20 protein-coding genes and 1 pseudogene are annotated in these 21,084 nt (G+C 73.5%); 14 read left to right on the top strand and 7 right to left on the bottom strand.

Features of this window, described 5'->3' with window-relative positions:
- The 5 genes from ACFXAM_RS00500 (at position 1) to ACFXAM_RS00480 (ending at position 4,193) form a co-directional block, all read left to right on the top strand.
- A complete protein-coding gene (locus tag ACFXAM_RS00500; protein ID WP_380286724.1) occupies positions 1-915 on the top strand; it encodes a F0F1 ATP synthase subunit gamma in 915 nt (304 codons plus the stop codon).
- A gap of 2 nt (positions 916-917) precedes the next feature.
- Positions 918-2,363: a F0F1 ATP synthase subunit beta gene (atpD, locus tag ACFXAM_RS00495; protein ID WP_380286723.1), complete on the top strand. Its 1,446-nt coding sequence runs from the start codon at positions 918-920 to the stop codon at positions 2,361-2,363.
- 185 nt (positions 2,364-2,548) lie between these two features.
- Positions 2,549-2,932 carry a F0F1 ATP synthase subunit epsilon gene (locus tag ACFXAM_RS00490; RefSeq protein WP_380286721.1) on the top strand — a complete coding sequence of 128 codons (384 nt, stop codon included), beginning with the start codon at positions 2,549-2,551 and terminating at the stop codon, positions 2,930-2,932.
- Positions 2,933-3,079: 147 nt separating this feature from the next.
- Positions 3,080-3,580 (top strand): DUF2550 domain-containing protein, encoded by a 501-nt coding sequence (locus ACFXAM_RS00485; protein WP_344324216.1) that lies wholly within the window; start codon positions 3,080-3,082, stop codon positions 3,578-3,580.
- A gap of 40 nt (positions 3,581-3,620) precedes the next feature.
- Entirely contained in the window at positions 3,621-4,193 is a 573-nt protein-coding gene (locus ACFXAM_RS00480) for a cob(I)yrinic acid a,c-diamide adenosyltransferase (RefSeq protein WP_380286720.1), read from the top strand.
- 1 nt (position 4,194) lies between these two features.
- On the opposite strand, the gene ACFXAM_RS00475 is transcribed toward ACFXAM_RS00480, so the two are convergent.
- Positions 4,195-4,788 carry a hypothetical protein gene (locus ACFXAM_RS00475; protein WP_380286719.1) on the bottom strand — a complete coding sequence of 198 codons (594 nt, stop codon included), beginning with the start codon at positions 4,786-4,788 and terminating at the stop codon, positions 4,195-4,197.
- Between the two features lie 147 nt (positions 4,789-4,935).
- Here ACFXAM_RS00475 and ACFXAM_RS00470 point away from each other — a divergent pair, with 147 nt between their 5' ends.
- The 5 genes from ACFXAM_RS00470 (at position 4,936) to ACFXAM_RS00450 (ending at position 11,242) form a co-directional block, all read left to right on the top strand.
- The gene (locus tag ACFXAM_RS00470; protein ID WP_380286717.1) at positions 4,936-6,156 is read left to right on the top strand and encodes a sensor histidine kinase; all 1,221 of its coding nucleotides are present in this window, start codon (positions 4,936-4,938) and stop codon (positions 6,154-6,156) included.
- Positions 6,153-6,803 (top strand): response regulator, encoded by a 651-nt coding sequence (locus ACFXAM_RS00465; protein WP_380286716.1) that lies wholly within the window; start codon positions 6,153-6,155, stop codon positions 6,801-6,803. The genes ACFXAM_RS00470 and ACFXAM_RS00465 overlap by 4 nt, the downstream gene beginning before the upstream one ends.
- A 179-nt stretch (positions 6,804-6,982) precedes the next feature.
- Positions 6,983-7,852 carry a 3-hydroxyacyl-CoA dehydrogenase family protein gene (locus ACFXAM_RS00460; protein WP_380286715.1) on the top strand — a complete coding sequence of 290 codons (870 nt, stop codon included), beginning with the start codon at positions 6,983-6,985 and terminating at the stop codon, positions 7,850-7,852.
- Between the two features lie 437 nt (positions 7,853-8,289).
- Positions 8,290-8,622 carry an STAS domain-containing protein gene (locus ACFXAM_RS00455; protein ID WP_380286714.1) on the top strand — a complete coding sequence of 111 codons (333 nt, stop codon included), beginning with the start codon at positions 8,290-8,292 and terminating at the stop codon, positions 8,620-8,622.
- A 163-nt stretch (positions 8,623-8,785) separates the two neighbouring features.
- Positions 8,786-11,242: an ATP-binding protein gene (locus ACFXAM_RS00450; protein ID WP_380286713.1), complete on the top strand. Its 2,457-nt coding sequence runs from the start codon at positions 8,786-8,788 to the stop codon at positions 11,240-11,242.
- Between the two features lie 9 nt (positions 11,243-11,251).
- Here ACFXAM_RS00450 and nucS read toward each other — a convergent pair whose 3' ends face one another.
- On the bottom strand, positions 11,252-11,911 hold the full coding sequence (nucS, locus tag ACFXAM_RS00445) for an endonuclease NucS (protein ID WP_380286712.1): 660 nt from the start codon (positions 11,909-11,911) through the stop codon (positions 11,252-11,254).
- Positions 11,912-12,423: 512 nt separating this feature from the next.
- Between nucS and ACFXAM_RS00440 the strand changes: the two genes are divergently transcribed.
- Entirely contained in the window at positions 12,424-12,816 is a 393-nt protein-coding gene (locus tag ACFXAM_RS00440) for an SCO5389 family protein (protein WP_380286711.1), read from the top strand.
- 23 nt (positions 12,817-12,839) lie between these two features.
- Here ACFXAM_RS00440 and ACFXAM_RS00435 read toward each other — a convergent pair whose 3' ends face one another.
- On the bottom strand, positions 12,840-14,090 hold the full coding sequence (locus ACFXAM_RS00435) for an LLM class flavin-dependent oxidoreductase (protein ID WP_380286710.1): 1,251 nt from the start codon (positions 14,088-14,090) through the stop codon (positions 12,840-12,842).
- A gap of 227 nt (positions 14,091-14,317) precedes the next feature.
- On the opposite strand from ACFXAM_RS00435, the gene ACFXAM_RS00430 reads away from it, so the two are divergent.
- Positions 14,318-14,641: an ATP/GTP-binding protein gene (locus tag ACFXAM_RS00430; RefSeq protein WP_380286709.1), complete on the top strand. Its 324-nt coding sequence runs from the start codon at positions 14,318-14,320 to the stop codon at positions 14,639-14,641.
- Positions 14,642-14,653: 12 nt separating this feature from the next.
- Here the strand turns inward: ACFXAM_RS00430 and ACFXAM_RS00425 are convergent, their stop codons facing one another.
- Positions 14,654-15,418 (bottom strand): ABC transporter permease subunit, encoded by a 765-nt coding sequence (locus ACFXAM_RS00425; RefSeq protein WP_380286708.1) that lies wholly within the window; start codon positions 15,416-15,418, stop codon positions 14,654-14,656.
- 1 nt (position 15,419) lies between these two features.
- On the bottom strand, positions 15,420-16,424 hold the full coding sequence (locus tag ACFXAM_RS00420) for an ABC transporter ATP-binding protein (RefSeq protein WP_380286707.1): 1,005 nt from the start codon (positions 16,422-16,424) through the stop codon (positions 15,420-15,422).
- A 92-nt stretch (positions 16,425-16,516) separates the two neighbouring features.
- Between ACFXAM_RS00420 and ACFXAM_RS00415 the strand changes: the two genes are divergently transcribed.
- Complete coding sequence (locus ACFXAM_RS00415) at positions 16,517-17,314, top strand: alpha/beta fold hydrolase (protein WP_380286706.1); 798 nt, start codon at positions 16,517-16,519, stop codon at positions 17,312-17,314.
- On the top strand, positions 17,311-17,631 hold the full coding sequence (locus tag ACFXAM_RS00410) for a hypothetical protein (RefSeq protein ID WP_350553087.1): 321 nt from the start codon (positions 17,311-17,313) through the stop codon (positions 17,629-17,631). The genes ACFXAM_RS00415 and ACFXAM_RS00410 overlap by 4 nt, the downstream gene beginning before the upstream one ends.
- Before the next feature lie 67 nt (positions 17,632-17,698).
- On the opposite strand, the gene ACFXAM_RS00405 is transcribed toward ACFXAM_RS00410, so the two are convergent.
- Both ACFXAM_RS00405 and ACFXAM_RS00400 read right to left on the bottom strand, forming a co-directional pair.
- Positions 17,699-18,628, bottom strand: coding sequence for a cellulose-binding protein (locus ACFXAM_RS00405; protein WP_344345574.1), 930 nt, complete (start codon positions 18,626-18,628; stop codon positions 17,699-17,701).
- Between the two features lie 107 nt (positions 18,629-18,735).
- Positions 18,736-21,084, bottom strand: a pseudogene (locus ACFXAM_RS00400) (hypothetical protein); the annotation flags it as partial.

Raw genomic sequence — 21,084 nt, 5'->3', positions numbered from 1 at the left:
ATGGGAGCACAGCTTCGGGTCTACAAGCGCCGGATCCGCTCTGTCACCGCGACGAAGAAGATCACCAAGGCGATGGAGATGATCTCCGCGTCGCGCATCGTCAAGGCGCAGCGCGCGGTGGCCGCCTCCACTCCGTACGCCGATGAGCTCACCCGGGCGGTGACGGCGGTGGCCACCCGGTCCAACGCCAAGCACCCGCTCACCACCGAGAACCCGAGCGCCTCGCGCGCCGCGGTCCTGCTGATCACGGCGGACCGCGGTCTGGCGGGCGGCTACTCGACCAACGCCATCAAGGCCGCGGCGACGCTCTCCGAGCGCCTGCGCGCCGAGGGCAAGGACGTGGTGACGTACATCGTCGGCCGCAAGGGCGTCTCGTACTACGGGTTCCGCAACCTCGCGGTCGAGAGCTCGTGGACGGGCTTCTCCGACAAGCCGACCTACGGCGACGCGAAGACGGTGGCGTCCGAGCTGATCGAGGCCTTCACGGCGGAGACCGGCGGCGTGGACGAGCTCCACCTGATCTCGACCGAGTTCGTGTCCATGCTGACGCAGAACGCGGTGGAGGCGCGGCTGCTGCCGCTGAAGCTGGACGAGGTCCAGCTCAGCGACCAGAAGCCGGCCAAGTCGGAGATCTTCCCGCTGTACGACTTCGAGCCGTCGGCGGAGGGCGTCCTGGACGCGCTGCTGCCGCGGTACGTCGAGAGCCGGATCTACAACGCGCTGCTGCAGTCGGCCGCCTCCGAGCACGCCGCCCGCCGCCGCGCCATGAAGAGCGCGACGGACAACGCCGGCGAGCTCATCAAGTCGCTCACGCGGCTTGCCAACTCGGCCCGTCAGGCCGAGATCACCCAGGAAATCAGCGAGATCGTCGGTGGCGCGAACGCCCTGGCCGACGCTAGCGCGGGGAGCGAATGAGTATGACCACCACTGTTGAGCCGACCACGGCGACGGGCCGCGTCGCGCGGGTCATCGGCCCGGTCGTCGACGTGGAGTTCCCCGTCGACGCCATCCCGGACATGTTCAACGCCCTGCACGTCGAGGTGGACAACCCCGACGGCACGGGCAAGAAGACCCTGACCCTCGAGGTCGCCCAGCACCTCGGCGACGGCCTGGTCCGCGGCATCTCGATGCAGCCGACCGACGGTCTGGTCCGTGGCTCGCAGGTCACCGACACGGGTGCCGCGATCTCGGTCCCGGTCGGCCAGATCACCAAGGGCAAGGTCTTCAACGCCCTCGGCGACGTGCTGAACGTGGACCAGGCGGAGTTCGACAAGCAGGTCGAGGTCCGCTGGCCGATCCACCGCAAGGCCCCGGAGTTCAAGGACCTCGAGTCCAAGACCGAGATGTTCGAGACCGGCATCAAGGTCATCGACCTCCTCACCCCGTACGTCCAGGGTGGCAAGATCGGTCTGTTCGGTGGTGCCGGTGTCGGCAAGACCGTTCTGATCCAGGAGATGATCTACCGCGTCGCCGAGAACTTCGGTGGTGTGTCGGTGTTCGCCGGTGTCGGCGAGCGCACCCGTGAGGGCAACGACCTCATCGACGAGATGGTCGACTCGGGCGTTCTGGACAAGACCGCGCTGGTCTTCGGCCAGATGGACGAGCCGCCGGGCACCCGTCTGCGCGTCGCGCTCTCCGCGCTGACCATGGCGGAGTACTTCCGCGACGTCGAGAAGCAGGACGTGCTCCTCTTCATCGACAACATCTTCCGGTTCACCCAGGCCGGTTCCGAGGTGTCGACCCTGCTCGGCCGCATGCCCTCCGCGGTGGGTTACCAGCCGAACCTGGCCGACGAGATGGGCCTCCTGCAGGAGCGCATCACCTCGACCCGCGGTCACTCGATCACCTCGATGCAGGCGATCTACGTCCCCGCGGACGACCTGACCGACCCGGCGCCGGCCACCACCTTCGCCCACCTGGACGCGACCACCGTTCTGTCGCGTCCGATCTCGGAGAAGGGCATCTACCCGGCCGTCGACCCGCTGGACTCCACGTCCCGCATCCTCGACCCGCGGTACATCGCTGCGAACCACTACGACACGGCCGTCCGTATCAAGGGGATCCTGCAGAAGTACAAGGACCTCCAGGACATCATCGCGATCCTCGGTATCGACGAGCTGTCCGAGGAGGACAAGGTCACGGTCCACCGTGCCCGCCGCATCGAGCGCTTCCTCTCGCAGAACACCTACGTGGCGAAGCAGTTCACCGGTGTCGAGGGCTCGACCGTTCCGCTGTCGGAGACCATCGAGGCCTTCAACGCGATCGCGGACGGCAAGTACGACTCCGTCCCGGAGCAGGCCTTCTTCATGTGCGGTGGCATCGAGGACCTGGAGAAGAACGCCGCCGAGCTGGCGAAGAAGTAGTCCGGCCGGTAGCAGCCGAGCGTGACCGCGAGGGGTGGGCCCCAACCCTGGGACCCACCCCTCGCGTCGCATCGGCTGTGATTCCGGTCAAATCCGTGCCGCCGGTTTCATGCCGGGGGCGCGGGCCCGTTATTCTTACCGAAACTCCCGAGTAATCGGGCGTTGCATGAGCCTAGGAGCCCACGTTGGCTGAGCTGCACGTCGAGCTGGTCGCAGCCGACCGCAAGGTGTGGTCCGGTGCGGCCACCATCGTCGTCGCCCGTACGGCCTCCGGTGACACCGGCATCATGCCGGGTCACACCCCGGTGCTGAGCGTGCTGGAGACCGGTCCGGTCACCATCCGCACCACGGACGGCGGCACCGTGATCGCCGCGGTGCACGGCGGCTTCATCTCCTTCGCCGACAACAAGCTGTCTCTGCTCGCGGAGATCGCCGAGCTGGCGGACGAGATCGACGTCGCGCGCGCCGAGCGCGCACTGGAGAAGGCCAAGTCCGACCTGGACGCGCACGCCGAGCGTCGCGCCGAGGTCCGGCTGTTCGCGGCGCGCGGCCACAAGGTCCACGCCTGAGTGCGCCGGACCCCGCCCGAGCGGGGTCGACCGACGGTCCCGGGGACGCGTGAGCGTGACCCCGGGACTGTCGTCTCAGTTGGTAGGTCAACGCGGTCGTTGGTACGACCGACACGGGGAACGCGGGTAGCGAGGAGGTAGGTGAGCATGGTCCTCGCCCTTGTGGTGTGTGCGGCGGTCGTGGCGCTCGGTGTGATCGGGTTGGTCGCGTTCGCGGTACGCCGCCGTGTGATCCAGCGGGTCGGTGGCACGTTCGACTGCAGCTACCGGCTCAAAATGCCGGCCGACGCCTCGACGCAGCCCGACCTCGACGAGAACGGCCAACCCACCCCGGCCCCGGTCCCGCAGACCGACGGCAAGGGGTGGGTTTTTGGTATCGGCCGGTACAGCGGCGATTCGATCGAGTGGTTCCGGGTCTTCTCCTACGCCCCGCGCCCGCGCAAGGTCCTGCCGCGCCGGGAGATCGAGGTGCTCGGCCGGCGCTACCCGGAGGGGCAGGAGGAGCTGGCCCTGCTCTCCGGCTCGGTGGTGCTGCGCTGCCTGCACAACGGCGCCCCGCTGGAGCTGGCGATGAGCGAGGACGCGCTCACCGGCTTCCTCGCCTGGCTGGAGGCGGCCCCGCCCGGGCAGCGGGTCAACGTCGCCTGACGGGGGCCGACGCCCGGACCGGTCCCGCTAGGCTGGCCGCATGGTCAATCTGACGCGCATCTACACCCGCACCGGCGACGACGGCACCACCGCGCTGGGCGACATGAGCCGCACGACCAAGACCGACCCGCGACTGGTCGCGTACGCCGACACCAACGAGGCCAACGCCGCGATCGGCGTGGCGGTCGCGGCCAGCGCGCTGCCCGAGGACGTGGTCGCGGTGCTGACCCGGGTGCAGAACGACCTCTTCGACGTCGGCGCCGACCTGGCCACCCCGGTGGTGGAGGACCCCCAGTACCCGCCGCTGCGGGTCGAGCAGTCCTACATCGACAAGCTGGAGGCGGACTGCGACCACTACCTGGAGACGCTGGAGAAGCTCCGCAGCTTCATCCTGCCCGGCGGCACCCCCGGCGCCGCCCACCTGCACCTGGCCTGCACGGTGGTGCGCCGGGCAGAGCGGGCCACCTGGGCGGCGATCGACACGCACGGGGACACCGTCAACCCGCTGACCGCCAAGTACCTCAACCGGCTGTCCGACCTGCTGTTCATCCTGGCCCGCTCGGCCAACAAGGAGCGCGGCGACGTGCTCTGGGTGCCGGGCGAGAACCGCTGAGTCAGCGGTCCGCCCGCTCGGGGACCCGCGAGCCCACGATCCGGCCGTCCTCGACGATCGCGCCGGCCGGCGGCTCCTTCGGCCAGAGCGTGTAGCTGACGGCGATCGCGGTGTTCACCACCGCGGCGATCCCCAGCTTCCAGTACCACTGGTCGAAGACGGAGGTGCCGGGCGCGTCGGTGAACAGCCTCAGCACGGTGATCAGGGTGATCGTGATCGCCACCGAGACCAGTGTGCGCCGGCAGACCGTCCACTCGTAGCGGCTGCGCGCGCTGCCGTACTTGGGCGCGGGCAGCGGCTTCGGGCCGCCGGCGAAGCGGTGCAGGAAGCGGGCGTCGGCCCAGCGGACCACCGACGGGCCGTAGCCGATCGAGAAGCCCAGGTAGCTCGCGGCCAGCGGGTGGGTCCAGGAGGCGGTGGCGCCGCCGCGCAGGTCGAGGAAGGTGAGCAGGAAGAGCACCAGGTCGATCACGGGCAGCCCGACCAGCAGAACGGTGCTCGCCCTGCGCAGACGCAGCAGGTAGCGGGTGGCGAGGCCCAGTGAGAGGACCAGCCAGAAGGCGATCTCGGCGGCGACGATCAGGGTGACGATCATGGTCTCCTCCGGGAGTGGGTGATGCTTCCAGGCTCCCGGAGCACCCCCCGCGCGCGCGTCGTCGCCGGGGACGGGCCCGGGCTGCACCTTTCGATGTACCCGGACTCCTCCCGGCACCCGAGCCCGGTGGCGGGCCGGGATGATCTGATGGGGGGCGTGCGCAGACCGACACCCACCCCACGGCAGGTCGACGCGGGCATCGCGCTCGCGGGCCTGCTCGGCGGGCTGCTGCTGATCGCCTTCCAGGTGTACGACCACTCCTCGGCCATCCCGCGCTGGCAGGTGCTGCCGGCCCTGGTGGCCATGGCGGGGCTGGAGCTCGTCCGGCGGACCAGGCCGGTCCTGATCGCGGTGCTCGGCGGACTGGTCTTCGCCGGGAGCATCTTCTCCGGCGCGCTGCTGGCGACCACCATGATGTACACCGACCTGCTCTACGCGGCGGTGGTGTACGGCCCCCGCCGGATGTCGCCGGTGCTGCACGCCACCGGCACCGCCTCGGTGCTGGTGCTGACCACCCTGACCCTCGTGTACGACCAGCCGGCGACGGCCGTCACGGTGGCCGTGATCACCGTGCTGATCTTCCTGGGCCCGCTGTGGACCGCCGACATCGTGCGCAAGCACCGCCAGGAGGCGGAGACTCAGCGGCTGCGGGCGGAACAGACCGCGCTGCTCTCGGAGATGGACCGGCGCGAGGCGGTGGTCGCCGAACGGGCCCGGATGGCCCGCGAGTTGCACGACGTGGTGGCCAACCACCTGTCGGCGATCGCGATCCACGCGACCGGTGCGCAGTCGGTGGCGCGGCGTCAGCGGCGGCCGGCGGACGATCCGGTGGTCGAGGTGCTCGGGGTGATCCGGGAGAACAGCGTCCAGGGACTGGCCGAGATGCGCCGCATCATCGGGCTGCTGCGGGACAGCGGCGGCGGCGAGGCCGACGAGTCCTACGCCGCGCCGGACCTGTCGGCGGTGGACGCGCTGCTCGCCAAGGCACGGGCGGCCGGGCAGGACGTCGGGCTGGACTTCGCGATGGCCGAGCGGGGCGAGCGCGGCGACCTGCCGGTGCCGGTGGAGCTGGCGGCGTACCGGATCGTGCAGGAGTCGCTGACCAACGCGCTCAAGCACGCCGGTCCGGGGGAGGTGCGGGTGCTGCTGGACTTCCGCCCGGAGGAGCTGCGGATCGCCGTGGACAGTCCGTTCCGCCAGGGGGCCGGGCAGGCGCTGCCGGGCGCCCGGGCCGGGCTGGTCGGCATGGCGGAGCGGGCCTCGCTGCTGGGCGGCAGCTTCGAGGCCGGGCCGAGGGAGGACTGCTGGAGCGTGCGCGCGGTGCTGCCGCGGGCGCTGTCGACGGAGGAAGGAGCGGGGCGGGCATGACGATCCGGGTGCTGGTCGCGGAGGACCAGGCGGCGGTCCGGGCGGCGCTGGTGATGATCCTGCGGGCCGAACCGGGGCTGGAGGTGGTCGGGCAGGCGGCGGACGGCGAGGAGGCCGTCCGGCTGGCCCTGGAGCTGCGGCCGGACGTGGTCCTGATGGACGTGCAGATGCCCCGGCTGGACGGCGTCTCGGCGACCCGGCAGGTGGTGGCGGCCGGGGCGGCGCAGGTCCTGGTGCTGACCACCTTCGACCTGGACGAGTACGTCTACGGCGCGCTGCGGGCCGGGGCGGCCGGGTTCCTGCTGAAGGACCTGGAGGCGGACACCCTGATCGAGGGCATCCGCACGGTGGCCCGCGGGGACGGCATGCTGGCGCCCTCGGTGACCCGGCGGCTGATCGGCACCTTCGCCCGCCCGGACCGGGTGGTGGGGCCCGAGGTGCGGGCGGCGGTGGAGGGGCTGACGCCGCGCGAGCGGGAGGTACTGGCCTGCATCGGCGCCGGTCTGTCGAACGGTGAGATCGCCGGGCGGCTGGAGATGGCCGAGGCGACCACCAAGACGCACGTCAGCCGGATCCTGGCGAAGCTGCGGCTGCGCAGCCGGGTGCAGGCGGCGATCCTCGCCCAGGACCTCGGGCTGATGATCTGATCGACCGATTTGCTCACGTGACCAGGTCGGTCACAGATCACACCCTCGGATGGCACCACGCGCCCCGTCCGGGGGCTAGAGTCCGGCCCATGAGCGATGCGGCTCGGTGGGCGACCCCTGCCTTGAGCCGCCTTCAGGGCCCGCCCAGCGGGGCGGCGACGGCATCGGGAGACCAAGCCATGAGCAGTGCGTCCAGCAAGCAGATCGCCGTGATCGGTGCCGGCCTGATGGGCGCCGGCATCGCCCAGGTCTCCGCCCGGGCCGGGCACCCGGTGGTCCTGCGCGACGTGACCGAGGAGGCGCTGCGGCGCGGCGTCGACGGTATCCGCGCCTCGTACGACAAGTTCGTCTCCAAGGGGAAGCTCACCGCCGAGGACGCCGAGGCGGCGCTCGGCCGGATCACCACCACCACCGACCTGGGCGCGGTCGCCGGGGCCGACATCGTGGTCGAGGCCGTCTTCGAGCAGTTGGACGTCAAGGAGGGCGTCTTCAAGGAGCTCGACAAGCTCGCCAAGGACGGCGCGGTGCTCGCCTCCAACACCTCCGCCATCCCGATCACCCGGATCGCCGCCGTCACCTCCCGCCCCGAGTCGGTCGTCGGCGTGCACTTCTTCTCGCCGGTGCCGCTGATGAAGCTGGTCGAGCTGGTGCGCGGCTACAAGACCAGTGACGCCACGCTGGCCGCCGCCCGTGCCTTCGCCGAGGGCGTCGGCAAGGAGGTCGTGGTGGTCAACCGCGACGTGGCCGGTTTCGTCACGACCCGTCTGATCACCGCGCTGGTCGTCGAGGCCGCCAAGCTCTACGAGTCGGGCGTGGCCACCGCCGAGGACATCGACACCGCCTGCCGGCTCGGTTTCGGCCACCCGATGGGTCCGCTGCAGACCGCCGACCTGACCGGCGTGGACATCCTGCTGCACGCCGCGCGGAACATCTACGACGAGACCCAGGACGAGAAGTTCGCCGCCCCGGAGATCATGGCCCGGATGGTCACCGCCGGCGACCTCGGCCGCAAGAGCGGCCGCGGCTTCTACCCGTACGAGGGCAAGTGACCCCGAGCCGGTGAACGGGCGGGCCGTGCGGGTAGGAACCGGACGGCCCGTCCCCCCGTGGAGCGGGTGAGTTTCCTCACGCCGGGTGCCGCAGACGGGTGATTTGGGCGGTAATCGAGCGTAGGTGTGGAGAGTTCCTGCGTATATTCCCTCGGACGGGTGAAATTGCTTCAGATCCGGCCATAACCAGCAACCCAGGGGGCCGGCTCACCGTCAGATGGATGACGGGGAACCCGGCATTCCGGCCGGGGCCGGCGCGTGGGGAAGCGGGGCCCGCCCGGCGCCCGGACCGCCACCGCCCCGCCCCTCCGGCCCGAGACCGCCAGCCCACCCGGATCCACCGACACCCGGATCCACCGACACCCGGACCCACCGACACCCGCACAGCACGCACCCGCACACCCGTACCCCAGGCCCGCCACGCGGAGGAGGAGAGCATGCGCATCACCGGCGACCACGCGGCGCTGGCCATCGAAGGCCGCCTCGACGTGCGCACCGCCGCCGACGCGCGGTCCCGGCTGCACCAGGCCGTCGACGGCGGCCTCGGCGACCTCGTCCTCGACCTCGCCCGGCTGGAGTTCTGGGACGCCACCGGCCTGGGCGTGATCATGGGCACCCACCGCCGGGCCGGGCGCATCGGCCGCCGTCTGGTGCTCCGCTCCGTCCCCGCCCAGCTCCAGCGCCTGCTGGTGGCCACCCGGTTGCACCGCATCCTCGCGGTCGAGGGCCTCACCGCCGACCCCCGCGGCGCCACCCTCCCGGCCGTCTGACCCCCCGGGACCCGCCGAGGACGGCGCGGACCCCGGGACCACCCTGCGCGGGCGGGGACGGATGTGCGAGAGTCTGGCGGTCAGGACACGGCCGCCCGGCCCGCCCTTGCCGGGCGCGGCGGCCGCCAGGGGTGGACGGCGCGAGCGTGGGGCGGAGCAGAACGTGGCACAGCCAACCGGTGACTTCCGGCAGGAGTCCGTGCGCACCCGGAGCGGGGAGCTGGTCTCCGGCGGACTGCTGGTGACCGTCGGCGGCCCCGAGGGCTCCGAGGTCCGCCCCTGCCCCGCGGAATGGCGCCCCCGGCCCCGCCGCAACGGCCCCGGCACGCCCGGCCGCGGCCCGGCCGGCGACACCGGCCGCCAGGTCGGCCCGCTCGCCCTCGGCGCCGGGCCCGCCGACCAGCCGCTGCTCGACCGCGAGGCCGACGTCACCCAGTTGCTCGGCATGCTCGCCGAAGGCCGGTCCATACGCCTGGTCGGCCAGGCCGGCTCCGGGCGCAGCGCCCTGCTGTCCGCCGTCGCCGACGCGGCCGCCGGCCTCGCCCCCGGCGGCGTGGTGCGGCTCTGCGGCCACCGGCGCACCGCCGCCGACCTGCTCCAGGACCTCTTCGCGGCCACCCACCACGCCCCCGGCCACCGTCCCGACCCCGGTCAGCTCGCCGAGCACCTCGCCGGCGTCGGCGCGATCGTCGTCATCGACGAGGTCGAGCCCGCCGGCGGCGAACTGGAGGCGATGCTCGCCGCCGCCCCCGACTGCGCCTTCCTGATCTCCACCGCCTCCGACGGCCCGCTGCTCCCGGCGGACTCCCGGCTCCGGGACCACCTGGTGGCCGGCCTCTCCCGGCCCGCCTGCCTGGCCCTCGCCGCCCGGCTGGCCGGACGGCCCCTGGACGCCGCCGAGAAGGCCTGGGCGGTGGACCTCTGGTTCGAGTCCGAGGGCCTGCCGCTGCGCTTCGTCCAGGCCGCCGCGCTGCTGCGCCAGCGGGACGTCGCGGTGGACGCGCTGGTCGCCGCCGAGGAGGACCGGATGGACGTCTTCGGCGCGGTGGCCGAGCCCGTCCACCACCCCGACCCGGCGGTGCGCGAGGCCGCGCTGCGCGACACCGTGCCGCTGCCCTCGGTCGCCGAGTCCACCCTGCCCGCCGTCCGGCTCGCCGAGGGGCTGAGCGAGACCGCGCAGGCCGTGCTGCGGCTCGCCGTGGCGCTCGGCGGCGAGTGCCCGACCGCCCCGCACCTGCCCGCGCTGATCGACGTCGGCCAGGGCGAGAGCGCGCTCGCCGAACTCGCCGACGCCGGGCTCGCCGCCCCGATCGGCGGCCACCACCGGCTCACCGCCGGGGCGCTGGAGCTGCTCGCCCCGCACTGGCCCGCCCGTGGCAGCACCGACGGCGCCGCCCAGCACTTCGCCTGGTGGGTCGGCCACTCCTCGGTCTCGCCGGCGCAGATCGCCGCCGAGGCCGAGGTGGTGATCGGCGTCCTGCTCGCGGACCGGGCCGCCGGACGGCACGACGCGGTGCTGCGGCTGGCCCGGGCGGCGGCCCCGGCGCTGGCGCTGGCGCTGCGCTGGGGGGCCTGGGAGCACGCTCTGCGGCTCGGCCTGGAGGCAGCCCGGCGCACCGGTGCCCGGGCCGACGAGGCCTGGTTCCACCACGAGCTGGGCGTGTACGCCGTCTGCGTCCACGAACCCGGCCGGGCCACGGCCGAGTTGGAGGCCGCACTGGCGCTGCGCGGCGCGATCGGCGAGTCGCGCGGGGCGGCCGGGGCGCGCCGGATGCTCGACCTGCTGCGGGCCGAGGGCCGGCAGCTGCCGGCCGCCGCGCCGGCCAAGGCGGCGCCGGCCCGCCGGCCCGGGCTGCGGGCCATCGCCCGGGTGCCGGTGCGGTTCGGGAGCAGGCGCGCGGCGATCGCCGCCTCGGCGGCCGTCCTGGCGCTCGGCGTGCTCGGCACGGCGGTCGGGGTGGCCGTGTCCGGCGAGGAGAAGGGCAACGACCCGCACAGCAGCAGCGACGACGGCCCGGTGGCGCCCGGCGCCGGCGCCTCGCCGCGTTCCACCGCGACGCGGCCCTCGCCGGCCGCGTCCTCGCCGTCCGCCCCGACGGCGCCGACCGCCGACGGTTCCGCGGAGGGAGCGGGCGCGCAGGCCCCGGAGGAACCGGAGGACGAACCGGCGCCGAGCGGCAGCGCCACCGCCCCGCGGACGGCGTCCGGCTCGCCGTCGGCCTCGGCGTCGAAGCGGCCGAGCCGTTCACCGAGCCCGGGGCCGAGCACCTCCGCCGCCGCGCCGCAGACCCAGGCCCCGAACCCGCCGCAGCCCCCGGCGGGCGGCTCGGACGGCGGCGCCGCGGGCGGCACGGGCGGCGCCGCGGGCGGCGGTGGGACGAGCGGCGGTGGCGGGACGGCCGGCAGCGGGGGGAGCGCGGGCGGCGGGGGCAGCGCGGGCGGCGGGGGGAGTGCCGGCGGCGTCACTCCGCCGACCGGCGAGACGACCGCCCAGCCCCCCGTCACGACGCCCCCGGTGCCCACCCAGCCCGCCACCCAGACGCCCACGGAGACGACGGCGCCGCCGGGCTCGGCGAGCCCGACGGCGCCCACGACGGCTCCGCCGCCGACCGGTCCGTGACCGGCCGGGTCAGAAGAGCTTCAGCTTGTCGTCGTCGATGCCGCGCAGCTCGTCGTAGTCCAGGACCACGCAGCCGATGCCGCGGTCGGTGGCCAGCACGCGCGCCTGCGGCTTGATCTCCTGCGCGGCGAAGACGCCCTTCACCGGGGCCAGCAGCGGGTCCCGGTTGAGCAGCTCCAGGTACCGGGTGAGCTGCTCGACGCCGTCGATCTCGCCGCGCCGCTTGATCTCGACGGCGATCGTCGTGCCGTCGGCGTCGCGGCAGAGGATGTCCACCGGGCCGATCGCGGTCGGGTACTCGCGGCGGATCAGCGACCAGCCGGAGCCGAGCACCTCCATCCGGTCCGCGAGGAGCTCCTGGAGGTGGGCCTCGACACCGTCCTTGATGAGGCCGGGATCCACGCCGAGTTCGTGCGAGGAGTCGTGCAGCACCTCCTCCAGCGTGATGATGAGCTTCTCGCCGGCCTTGTTCTCCACCGTCCAGACCCCGTCGGCCTCCTTGAGGACGCACGGCGGGGACATCCAGTTGAGCGGCTTGTAGGCGCGGTCGTCGGCGTGGATGCTGACGCTGCCGTCGGCCTTGACCAGGATGAGCCTGGTGGCGGAGGGCAGATGGGCGGAGAGCCGACCGGCATAGTCGACTGAGCAGCGGGCAATTACGAGACGCACGGTCGACCACGCTAGCCCACCGGGGCCAGTTGATGCGATTCCACGACGACCGGGTGAAGAATCCGCGAACCCCGCCACGATGGATGCCCTGCGATCCGGCGAATGCCTGTCGGCACCCTGGCGGCCACCACCATAGGCCGCTACGGTGTGTGACGGATTGCTTGCGGGAGCGCTGTCAACGGGGATGGAGACTTCAGATGAACGATCCGACAGGATCCGGCCAATGTGGTGCACCCGGGCGCATTCCGGGAGCAATCCGCAGGAATGACCGGCCTGGCCCCGCGTTGACTGCCACGCTGTCCTGAGCGGCCGGCGCCCCCGACCAACGTCTCCCTCGACAGGTCCTCGGCGCCCCCGCGTCGGCGCGGTGCCGGAAACCCGGCCGTCCGGCGGCGTCACACCCGTCCGACGGTGCTCCGGACACACACGCGTCCCACCCTCACCCTCAGCTTGGACTTGGACTACGCATCACCACCCGGGCGTCGCGCGGGTGGTTCGCGAGAGGAGAACCCATGTCGCTCGACGTCTCACCGGCCCTGCTGGAGAAGGCCGAGCGGGACGAGGTCGACGAGCGGGAGTTCGTCGACTGCGTCCGCGTCTCCCTGCCCTACGCCTGGGACCTGATCAGCTCGCTGGTCGCCCAGACGGAGGTCGACGGCACCGACTTCGCCGACAACCAGGTACCGCCGCCCAGCGAGCAGGCCCGCGGCCAGCTCCTGCGCGCGCTCGCCAGCAACGCGATCCGGGGTGCCCTGGAGCGGCACTTCGGCGTCGAGCTGGCCTTCCAGAACTGTCACCGGGTGGCGGTGTTCCGGCCGTCCTCCGCCAACAAGAAGCGCTACGAGCGCTTCACCTCGGTCCGCGAACAGCTGCTCAACCAGTCCGACGAGCTCCGCGACTGCTGAGCCGGACACCGGCTCGGCTCGGCTCAGCTCAGCTGGGGCAGGACCTCGGAGCCGAGCCGGGCGATGTTGTGCAGGGTCGCCTCCCGGTCGCCGCTGCCCTCGGCGAGCAGGGCGAAACGGCGGATGCCGGTCCGCTCGGCGGTGGCCAGGAGCCGGTCCGCGCACTGCCTCGGCGTCCCGACCGCGTGCAGGTCGCAGAGCAGTTCGGTGTACTGGCGCGGGTCGCGCATCTTGCGCTCCCGGCCGTCCACCGTGCGGTGCGCGCCGAGCCCGAACTCGAACCAGCCGGGCATCGCGCGCAGCAGGGTGGCCCGGGCGGCCGAGGTGCGGTCGTCGACCTGGGCCACTCCGGCCGCGACGTGCCGGCGGGCGACCCGGCGCAACTGCTCCTCGCCGCGTCCGGCGGCCAGCCAGGCGGAACGATACAGCTCCAGCATGTGCAGCTTGTCCTCGTCGCCGGAGTGCATGCCCAGCAGCATCGGCAGGCCGCGTTCGGCGGCGGTGCGGACCCCGGAGGGCGAGGTGCAGGCGACCACCACCGGCGGTCCGGCCGCGGGACGGCCGGCGGTGGTGAGGTGCTCGTCGGCGGGGCCGTCGGCGTCCTGGCGCTGGCGGGGGAAGCGCAGCACACCGGTCCGGTCGTCGAGGCCCAGCCAGGCGCCGAGGTCCGGGCGGCGGGGCGGTTCGGTGGCCCGGGGCACCACCGCCACCTCGGGGAAGCTGAACTGCTCCCCGGCCGCGCCCACCCGGGAGCCGCGCAGCCAGCGCAGCAGCAGGTCGAGCCGCTCCGGGAAGCCCCCCTCGAAGGCGTCCACGCCGCTGCCGAAGACGTCCAGGTCGATCCACGGGCCGCCGCGCCCCACTCCGAGCGTGAAGCGCCCGTCGGAGGTGAGGTGGAGCAGCGCGGCCTGCTCGCCGAGCGCCACCGGGTGGGTGGTGGAGAGCACGCTGACCGCCGTGCCGACGCCGATCCGCCGGGTCCGGCCGAGCAGCAGGGCGGCCAGGGTGGCGGCGTTGGGGCAGACCCCGTACGGGACGAAGTGGTGCTCGGCCAGCCAGACGCTGTCCAGCCCCGCCTGCTCGGCCGCGACGGCGGCGCGCACGGTGCGGTCCAGTGCCTCGCCGTGCGACTGGCCGGGGAACTGCGCGGAGAGCAGGAAGGCGCCGACCCGGACCGGTGCGGTGTCCGAGGCGGCGGCGCCGGCGCGCTGGACCGCGGGTCGTGGGGTACCGGCGGTGGCGGTGACGGCCGTGATGGTGCTGGTTCTGGTCATTGCTGAGGCCTCCTCGGGTGCGCGCAGGGTCTGCGGGCCCCGCCTGTCCCCTCGTGAGTAGCCGATGTCATGTGCCAATGGCACGTCGGGGCGCCGATTTTCCGGAGAAACGGGTGGATCTCCCGGGAAACACCCGATCATCCTCCGAAGCCGTGATAGTGGCTCGGAGTGATGCTGCCCGGCCGTAGGCTGGAACGGTTCCCGCACCCCGTAGAGAGGTAGCCGCCGTGTCGCCCCGACGCAACCGGATCAAGAGCGCCGCCGACCCCGACCGGGCCGAGCCGGGCGCGCCGCTGGGCGGCTCGCTGCGCCGGACCGAGAGCTACCAGGGCGACGACTGGGTGGTGCAGACCGTCGCCGGCACGGCCGGCCGGCACTACCGCTGCCCGGGCTGCGACCAGGAGATCCCGCCCGGCGTGGGCCACGTGGTGGCCTGGCCGATGCACGGCGCGGGGGTGGACGACCGCCGGCACTGGCACCGGGCCTGCTGGGGCGCGCGGGAGCGCCGGGCCTCGAACCTGCTCCGCGGCCGCGGCGCCCCCCGGTACTGACCCGCCGCCCGCTCAGGCGTCGCGCTTCTTCAGCACCAGTGCCCCGCCGGCCAGCGCGGCGAGCGTCCAGGCCAGGCAGATGACGAAGCCCGCCCACGGCCCGTACGGCTGGCCGTGCTGCTCGTACACCAGCAGCATCCGGGAGCCGGCGTAGTCGGGGAAGTAGTGGGCGACGGTCTTGGCGCCCGGTACCGCCGAGAGGATCGGCGAGAGCAGGAAGAAGAACGGCACCAGCACGCCCAGGGCCAGGGTCTGGTTGTGCAGCATCGCGGTGACGCCCGCCGAGAAGAGGCAGAGCATCGTGAGGTAGAGCGCGGCGCCGAACACCGCGCGCAGCACGTTCGGTTCGCCCAGCGTCGTGGAGTGGTCGCCGAGCAGCGCCTGGCCGGCGAAGAAGGTGACGAAGGCCGTCACCAGCGAGACGGCCAGGGCGAGGGCGCCGAGCACCACGGCCTTGCCGGTGAGCAGGGTGCCGCGCTGCGGGACGGCGGCCAGGGTGACCCGGATCATCCCGGTGCTGTACTCGTTGCCGATCGCCAGCACCCCGAAGACGATGATGGCCAGCTCGCCGAGCATGATGCCGGCGAAGGCGGTGCCGGTGGCGTCGAAGGGGGAGTCCTCGCTGCGGAACTCCTCGAAGTTGTTGTTGGTGAGCAGGGACAGCAGGGCGCCGACGACGAGGGTGACCACGAAGGTCAGCGCGAGGGTCCAGACCGTCGAGCGGACGCTGCGGATCTTGGTCCACTCGGAGCGCAGGACCGCGGGGAAGGACGCCATCTCAGTTCTCCTCCTTGTCGGGGGAGGCCGGATTCCGGTCCCGGCCGCCCTCCCAGCCGGCGCCCCAGGCGCCGGGCGCGCCCGCCGCGTCGGTGCCCGGCCCGTCGCCGGCGTGGTACTCGACCGCGTCGGCCGTCATCTGCATGAACGCCTCCTCCAGCGAGGCCTGCTGCGGGCTGAGCTCGTGCAGCACCACGCCGTTCGCGGCGGCCAGCTCGCCGAGCGCGGCGAGCTCGCCGTCCACCACCTCGTAGGAGCCGTCCGGGCCGGCCTCGTGCCGCAGCCCGGCGGCCGCCAGGACGTCGAGCAGCCGCTCGGGCTGCGGGCTGCGCAGCCGGACGGCGGAGCGGGAGTTGCGGCGGATGAACTCGGCCATCGGCAGGTCGGCGAGCAGCCGGCCCTTTCCGATGACCACCAGGTGGTCGGCGGTCACGGCCATCTCGCTCATCAGGTGCGAGGAGACGAAGACGGTGCGGCCCTCCGCGGCGAGGCGCTTCATGAGGTTGCGGATCCAGAGGATGCCCTCCGGGTCCAGGCCGTTGACCGGTTCGTCGAACATGACGATCTCCGGGTCGCCGAGCAGCGCGCTGGCGATGCCGAGGCGCTGGCCCATGCCCAGCGAGAAGCCCCGGGCGCGCTTGCGGGCGACCGGGGTGAGGCCGACCAGGGTGAGCACCTCGTCCACCCGGCGTTCGGGGATCCGGTTGCTCTGGGCGAGCCAGAGCAGGTGGTCGCGGGCGGTGCGGCCGGGGTGGACGGCCTTGGCCTCCAGCAGCGCGCCGATGTACTTGAGCGGTTCGCTGAGCTGTCCGTACCTCTTGCCGTCGATGGTCACCCGGCCGCCGGTGGGACGGTCGAGGTCGAGGATCATGCGCATGGTGGTGGACTTGCCGGCGCCGTTGGGCCCGAGGAACCCGGTGACCACGCCCTGCGGGACCTTGAAGCTCAGCCGGTCCACCGCCAGGGTCGTGCCGTAACGCTTGGTCAGGTCGTGCAACTCGATCATGGAGACTCCCTCACTCTCCGTCAGGCTATGACAAACGGGACAAGGCGGCCCGCTGAGTGGGCCCGCCGGGCGCACCGGAATACGGTGGCCCCATGACCCAGCTCCCCTCCGCAGTGCCGGTCCGCGAGAGCGGTACCGGAACACCCCTCGTGCTGCTGCACGCCTTTCCGCTCAACGCCGCCATGTGGTCCGCCCAACTGGACGAGCTCCCCGGCCCGGCCGGGAACCGGGTGCGGGTGATCGCACCCGACCAGCGCGGCTTCGGCGGCACCGGGCTGGGCCCGGAGGAACCCTCGCTGGAGGCCGTCGCCGACGACGTCGCCCGGCTGCTCGACACCGCCGGCGTCGACCGGGCGGTGCTCGGCGGGATCTCCATGGGCGGCTACGTGGCGATGGCCTTCGCCGAGCGCCACCCGGACCGGCTGGCCGGGCTGCTGCTGGCCAACACCAAGGCCACCGCCGACCCGCAGGCCGCCAAGGAGAACCGGGAGCGGATCGCCTCCGCCGTCCTGGCCCGCGACAGCGTCCGGCTGCTGCTGGACGAGCGGATGGCGCAGGGGCAGCTCGCCCCGGGCTCGCAGCACCTGGCCGACCGGGTGCAGGCGATGGTCGCCGCCGCCCCGCCGGCCGCCGTCGCCTGGGCGCAGCGGGCCATGGCGGCCCGCCCGGAGCGCCTCGACGTGCTGGCCGGGCTGCGGGTGCCGGCCGCCGTGGTGGCGGGCGAGGAGGACGCGCTGATGCCGCTCACCGAGGCGGAGATGATGGTGCGGGCGCTGCCCGACGCGGAGCTGACGGTGCTCCCCGGGGTCGGCCACCTGAGCGCGATCGAGGCGCCGGAGGCGTTCGACGCGGTGGCGCTGCGGCTGCTGGAGCGGGTGGCCGCCGGATGAGGGAGGAGCGGGCGGAGACCGGCGGCTGGGACTTCTCCGCGCTGGAGGTGACCGGGCGGATGCCGGTGACCAACCGGGCCGAGGGGCTGCTCGAACTGACCCTGGAGCCGCTGGGCGAGGACTACTGGCTGCGCCCGGGGGAGACCTTCATCGTCACCTCGTACGGGGACTACGGCCCCGGGCACCCCTTCGAGGTGCAGTACTGGCCGGACTCGGTGTCGGTCTGGTGCACCTCGTGGTTCGGGACGGTCTCGGACGACGAGGGCAACCAGCTGAGCTGCGGGCACCAGCGCCCGGACGGCGCCTACCCGCGCTGAGGGCGCCGGGGAAAGGGGACGGCCCCCGCCCGGGGAGGGCGGGGGCCGTCGGGGCCTGCGGGCCGCGTCAGCGCGACTGCTGGGCGGGCACGCCCATGGTGTCGTCGTTCGGCAGCGAGGCGGCGGCCACGGCCGCGCCGGTCAGCGTCGCCAGCATCTCGCGGACGTTGGTCAGCTGGGCGTTGATGCTGTCGCGGCGGTTGGTGAGCGCCGCCAGCTCGCGCTCGGATTCGCTGCGGATGCGGTCGGCCTTGGCGTTGGCGTCGGCCACGATGTCCTCGGACTGGCGCTGGGCCGTCTCGACGGTCTGACGGGCGCGGCGCTCGGCGTCGGTGCGCAGCTTCTCGGCCTCCAGGCGGAGCTGCTCGGCGCGGTGCTCGATCTCGGCCAGCCGCTTCTCGGCCTTGGCCTGACGGGCGGCCAGGTCGCGCTCGGACTGCTCGCGGCGCTTGGCCAGGTTGGTCTCGAACTCCAGCGCGGCCTGGGCGGCCTTGGTGCGGGTCTCCTCGAAGAGGGCGTCCGCCTCCTCGCGCTTGTTCTGGGCGTCCTTGTTGGCCTCGGCCCGCAGCTGGGCGGCGTCGCTCTTGGCCTTGTCGACGATCCGCAGGCCCTCGTCCTCCGCCTTGGCCTTGCGGTCCTTGGCGTAGTTCTCGGCCTCGGTGCGGACCTGCTGGGCGGCCGCCTCGGCGAGCTCGCGGTGCTGCTCGGCGGCGCGGTGCGCCTCCTCGCGCAGGTCCTTGGCCTCCTCCTCGGCGAGCCGCAGGATCTTCTCGACCCGGGCGCCGAGACCGGCGTACGACGGCTCCGCCTCGGCGACCGCCGCCTGGGCGGTCTGGGTCTCCAGGTGGAGCTCCTCGATGCGCTTCTCAAGGGCGCTGATCCGGGTCAAGGCACTGTCACGGTCGGCCACCAGCTTGGTGATCCGCTCGTCGACCTGGGCGCGCTCGTACCCACGGCGCACCAGGTCGAAGCCGTGAGGGGAGTGACTGTCGCTCATGGGGTTCTGGGCTTCCTGTCGTCAAACCGCTGAGGTGGTTGAGGGAATCCTGACACGGTACCGGAGTGTCGGCGACGAAACGCCGTTGTCCCGCGGACAATGTCCGCTCAATCGGGTGGTGCGTTCTTGGAGCGATTGCCACCCGACCGGGGCGAGCCAATTCCGGCACCAGCCTTGGCACCCCCGTCCTTCTTGGAACTGCTTCCCCCGTTGGCCTGCGCGACCGGTGACGGCGCCTCGAAGGCCTCCAGCGCGGACAGCACGTCCTGCACCCTGGAGATCTCGGTGTTGATGTCCTTGCGGCGGCGCACCAGTTCGTCCAGCTCGCGCCGGCCCTCGTCGGTCGCCCGCTTCGCCTCGGCACGCGCCTCGTCGAGCAGCCGCTCGGCCTCCGCCTTCGCCAGCTCGATCTGCTCGTCGGCGGACCGGTCGGCGGCCCGCAGCCGCTTCTCGGCCTCGGCCGACGCCGTCTCCAGCCGCTCCTCCGCCTCGTCCTGGGCGGACTTCAGCTTGGCCTCGGCCTTGATGATCAGGGCCTCGGCGCGATCGGTGGAGCTGGCGAGCTTGGTCTCGGCCTCCTTCAGCAGGCCCTCGGCCTTGCGGACCGCCGAGAGGCGCACCTTGCTGGCCTCGGCGGACGCCTCCGAGGTCAGCTCGTTGGCCCGGTCCTCGGCGGCCGCGACCAGCGCCGCCGCCCGGTCCTCGGCCTCGGCGACGGTGGCCACCGCCTGCTCCTCGGCCTCGGTCAGCTGCTCCTGGGCGGCCGTCACCAGCGCGTCCACCCGCTCGCCGGCCGACTTCATGGCCTGCGCGTTCTCCTTGCGGGCGCGCTCGTGCAGGGCCTCCACCTCGGCGTCGGTGCGCTCGCGCAGCTCCTCGGCGCGCTCGCGGATCGCGGTGGCGTCCCGGCGGGCCTCGGAGAGCAGCGCGTCGGCGTCGGCCCGGCCCTTCTCGACGGCCTCCTGCCCGGCGGCCTCGCCGGCCGCGACCAGCCGGTCGGCCTCCTTGCGGGCGGCGGCGACCATCGCGTCCGCCTGCTCCTCGGCGGCGGCGGTGGTGGCCAGCGCGGTGGTCCGGGCGTCCTCGCCGAGCGACTCGGCGTCCGCGAAGGCCTTCTCCAGCACGGACTTGGCCCGCTCGCGGGTGGACTTGTCGAACTGCTCGGCGGTCTCGCGGACCTCGGCGTCGTAGGCGTCGGCGCGGCCGTGGGTGGCGGCGTCGTACTCGTCGGCGAGGGTGCGGGTGGCGAGCGCGTACTCCTCGGCCTCGGCGCGCAGCGCGGCGGCGAACTCCTCCGCCTCGGCGACCGTCGCGGCGGCCCGCTCCTCGCCGGCGGCCACCGTCCGGGCGGCCAGCTGCTCGGACGCGGCGCGCTGCTGCTCGGCGGCCTCCTGGGCGGCGCGCAGGGTGTCCTCGGCCTCGGCGCGCAGCTGCTCGTCGTAGGCCTGTGCCTCGGCACGCTGCCGGGCCAGTTCCAGCTCGGCGGCCTCGCGGTCGGCGGCCAGCTCCAGCGCGGTCTGCTCGCGCAGCGCGGTCGTCTCGGCCTCGGTGCGGGCCCGCAGATCGGCGGTCTCGTGCTCGGCGATCTCGCGCAGCTGCGCCGCGTCGTGCTCGGCCGCGGCCCGCAGCTCGGCGGTCTCGCGGTCGGCGAGCGCCCGCAGCTCGGTGGTCTCCCGGTCGGCGGTGTCGCGCACCTCGGCGGCGGCCCGCTCGGCCTGCTCGCGCAGCTCCTCGGCGTCCCGCTCGGCGGCGGCCCGCAGTTCGGCGATCTGCTGGGAGGCGGTCTCGTGCAGCCCGGCCACCGACTGGCGGACCTCGGCGGCCTCCTCCTCGGCGGTCTCGACCAGGGCGGCGGCCTCGGTCCGGCCGGCCTCGACGAGCTCCTCGCCGTCGCGCCGGGCCTGCTCCAGCTCCTCACCGGCCTCGGCGCGGATCGCCGCGGCGGTGGCCCGGGCCTCGGACAGCTCGCGGCCGGCCTCGGCGCGGACCGTCGAGGCCTGCTCCTCGGCGAGCGCCAGCTCGGCCGCGCCCCGCTCGCGCTGCTTCTTGGCGGCGGTTTCGGCGTCGGTGCGGATGCGCTCGGCGTGGGCGTCGGCGGCTTCGCGGACGGCGGCGGCTTCGGCGGCGGTGCGCTCGGTCAGTTCCGCGGCGGCCGTCTCGGCTTCGGTGCGGCGCTGTTCGGCGGTGGTTTCGGCGGCTTCGAGGGCGCGTTCGGCCTCGGCCTGGAGGCGTGCGGTCTCGGTGGCGGTGCGTTCGGTGAGTTCGGCGGCGGCGGTTTCGGCTTCGGTGCGGACGCGTTCGGCGTGGGCGTCGGCGGCTTCGCGGACGGCGGCGGCTTCGGCGGCGGTGCGCTCGGTGAGCTCCGCGGCGGCCGTCTCGGCTTCGGTGCGGCGCTGTTCGGCGGTGGTTTCGGCGGCTTCGAGGGCGCGTTCGGCCTCGGCCTGGAGGCGTGCGGT

The organism is Kitasatospora sp. NPDC059462 (assembly GCF_042749955.1).
In the GTDB taxonomy this organism is placed as follows: Bacteria; Actinomycetota; Actinomycetes; order Streptomycetales; family Streptomycetaceae; genus Kitasatospora.
This window is presented reverse-complemented; position numbering and strand designations above follow the sequence as displayed.

Excerpts from the sequence above, each read along its gene's own strand:
- ACFXAM_RS00415 (WP_380286706.1), top strand. The coding sequence starts at position 16,517 with ATGACCCAGCTCCCCTCCGCAGTGCCGGTCCGCGAGAGCGGTACCGGA.
- ACFXAM_RS00440 (WP_380286711.1), top strand. The coding sequence starts at position 12,424 with ATGTCGCTCGACGTCTCACCGGCCCTGCTGGAGAAGGCCGAGCGGGAC.
- ACFXAM_RS00410 (WP_350553087.1), top strand. The coding sequence starts at position 17,311 with ATGAGGGAGGAGCGGGCGGAGACCGGCGGCTGGGACTTCTCCGCGCTG.
- ACFXAM_RS00425 (WP_380286708.1), bottom strand. The coding sequence starts at position 15,418 with ATGGCGTCCTTCCCCGCGGTCCTGCGCTCCGAGTGGACCAAGATCCGC.
- ACFXAM_RS00500 (WP_380286724.1), top strand. The coding sequence starts at position 1 with ATGGGAGCACAGCTTCGGGTCTACAAGCGCCGGATCCGCTCTGTCACC.
- ACFXAM_RS00480 (WP_380286720.1), top strand. The coding sequence starts at position 3,621 with ATGGTCAATCTGACGCGCATCTACACCCGCACCGGCGACGACGGCACC.
- ACFXAM_RS00470 (WP_380286717.1), top strand. The coding sequence starts at position 4,936 with ATGGGGGGCGTGCGCAGACCGACACCCACCCCACGGCAGGTCGACGCG.
- ACFXAM_RS00460 (WP_380286715.1), top strand. The coding sequence starts at position 6,983 with ATGAGCAGTGCGTCCAGCAAGCAGATCGCCGTGATCGGTGCCGGCCTG.
- ACFXAM_RS00435 (WP_380286710.1), bottom strand. The coding sequence starts at position 14,090 with ATGACCAGAACCAGCACCATCACGGCCGTCACCGCCACCGCCGGTACC.
- atpD (WP_380286723.1), top strand. The coding sequence starts at position 918 with ATGACCACCACTGTTGAGCCGACCACGGCGACGGGCCGCGTCGCGCGG.
- ACFXAM_RS00485 (WP_344324216.1), top strand. The coding sequence starts at position 3,080 with ATGGTCCTCGCCCTTGTGGTGTGTGCGGCGGTCGTGGCGCTCGGTGTG.
- ACFXAM_RS00465 (WP_380286716.1), top strand. The coding sequence starts at position 6,153 with ATGACGATCCGGGTGCTGGTCGCGGAGGACCAGGCGGCGGTCCGGGCG.
- ACFXAM_RS00405 (WP_344345574.1), bottom strand. The coding sequence starts at position 18,628 with ATGAGCGACAGTCACTCCCCTCACGGCTTCGACCTGGTGCGCCGTGGG.
- ACFXAM_RS00455 (WP_380286714.1), top strand. The coding sequence starts at position 8,290 with ATGCGCATCACCGGCGACCACGCGGCGCTGGCCATCGAAGGCCGCCTC.
- ACFXAM_RS00420 (WP_380286707.1), bottom strand. The coding sequence starts at position 16,424 with ATGATCGAGTTGCACGACCTGACCAAGCGTTACGGCACGACCCTGGCG.
- ACFXAM_RS00475 (WP_380286719.1), bottom strand. The coding sequence starts at position 4,788 with ATGATCGTCACCCTGATCGTCGCCGCCGAGATCGCCTTCTGGCTGGTC.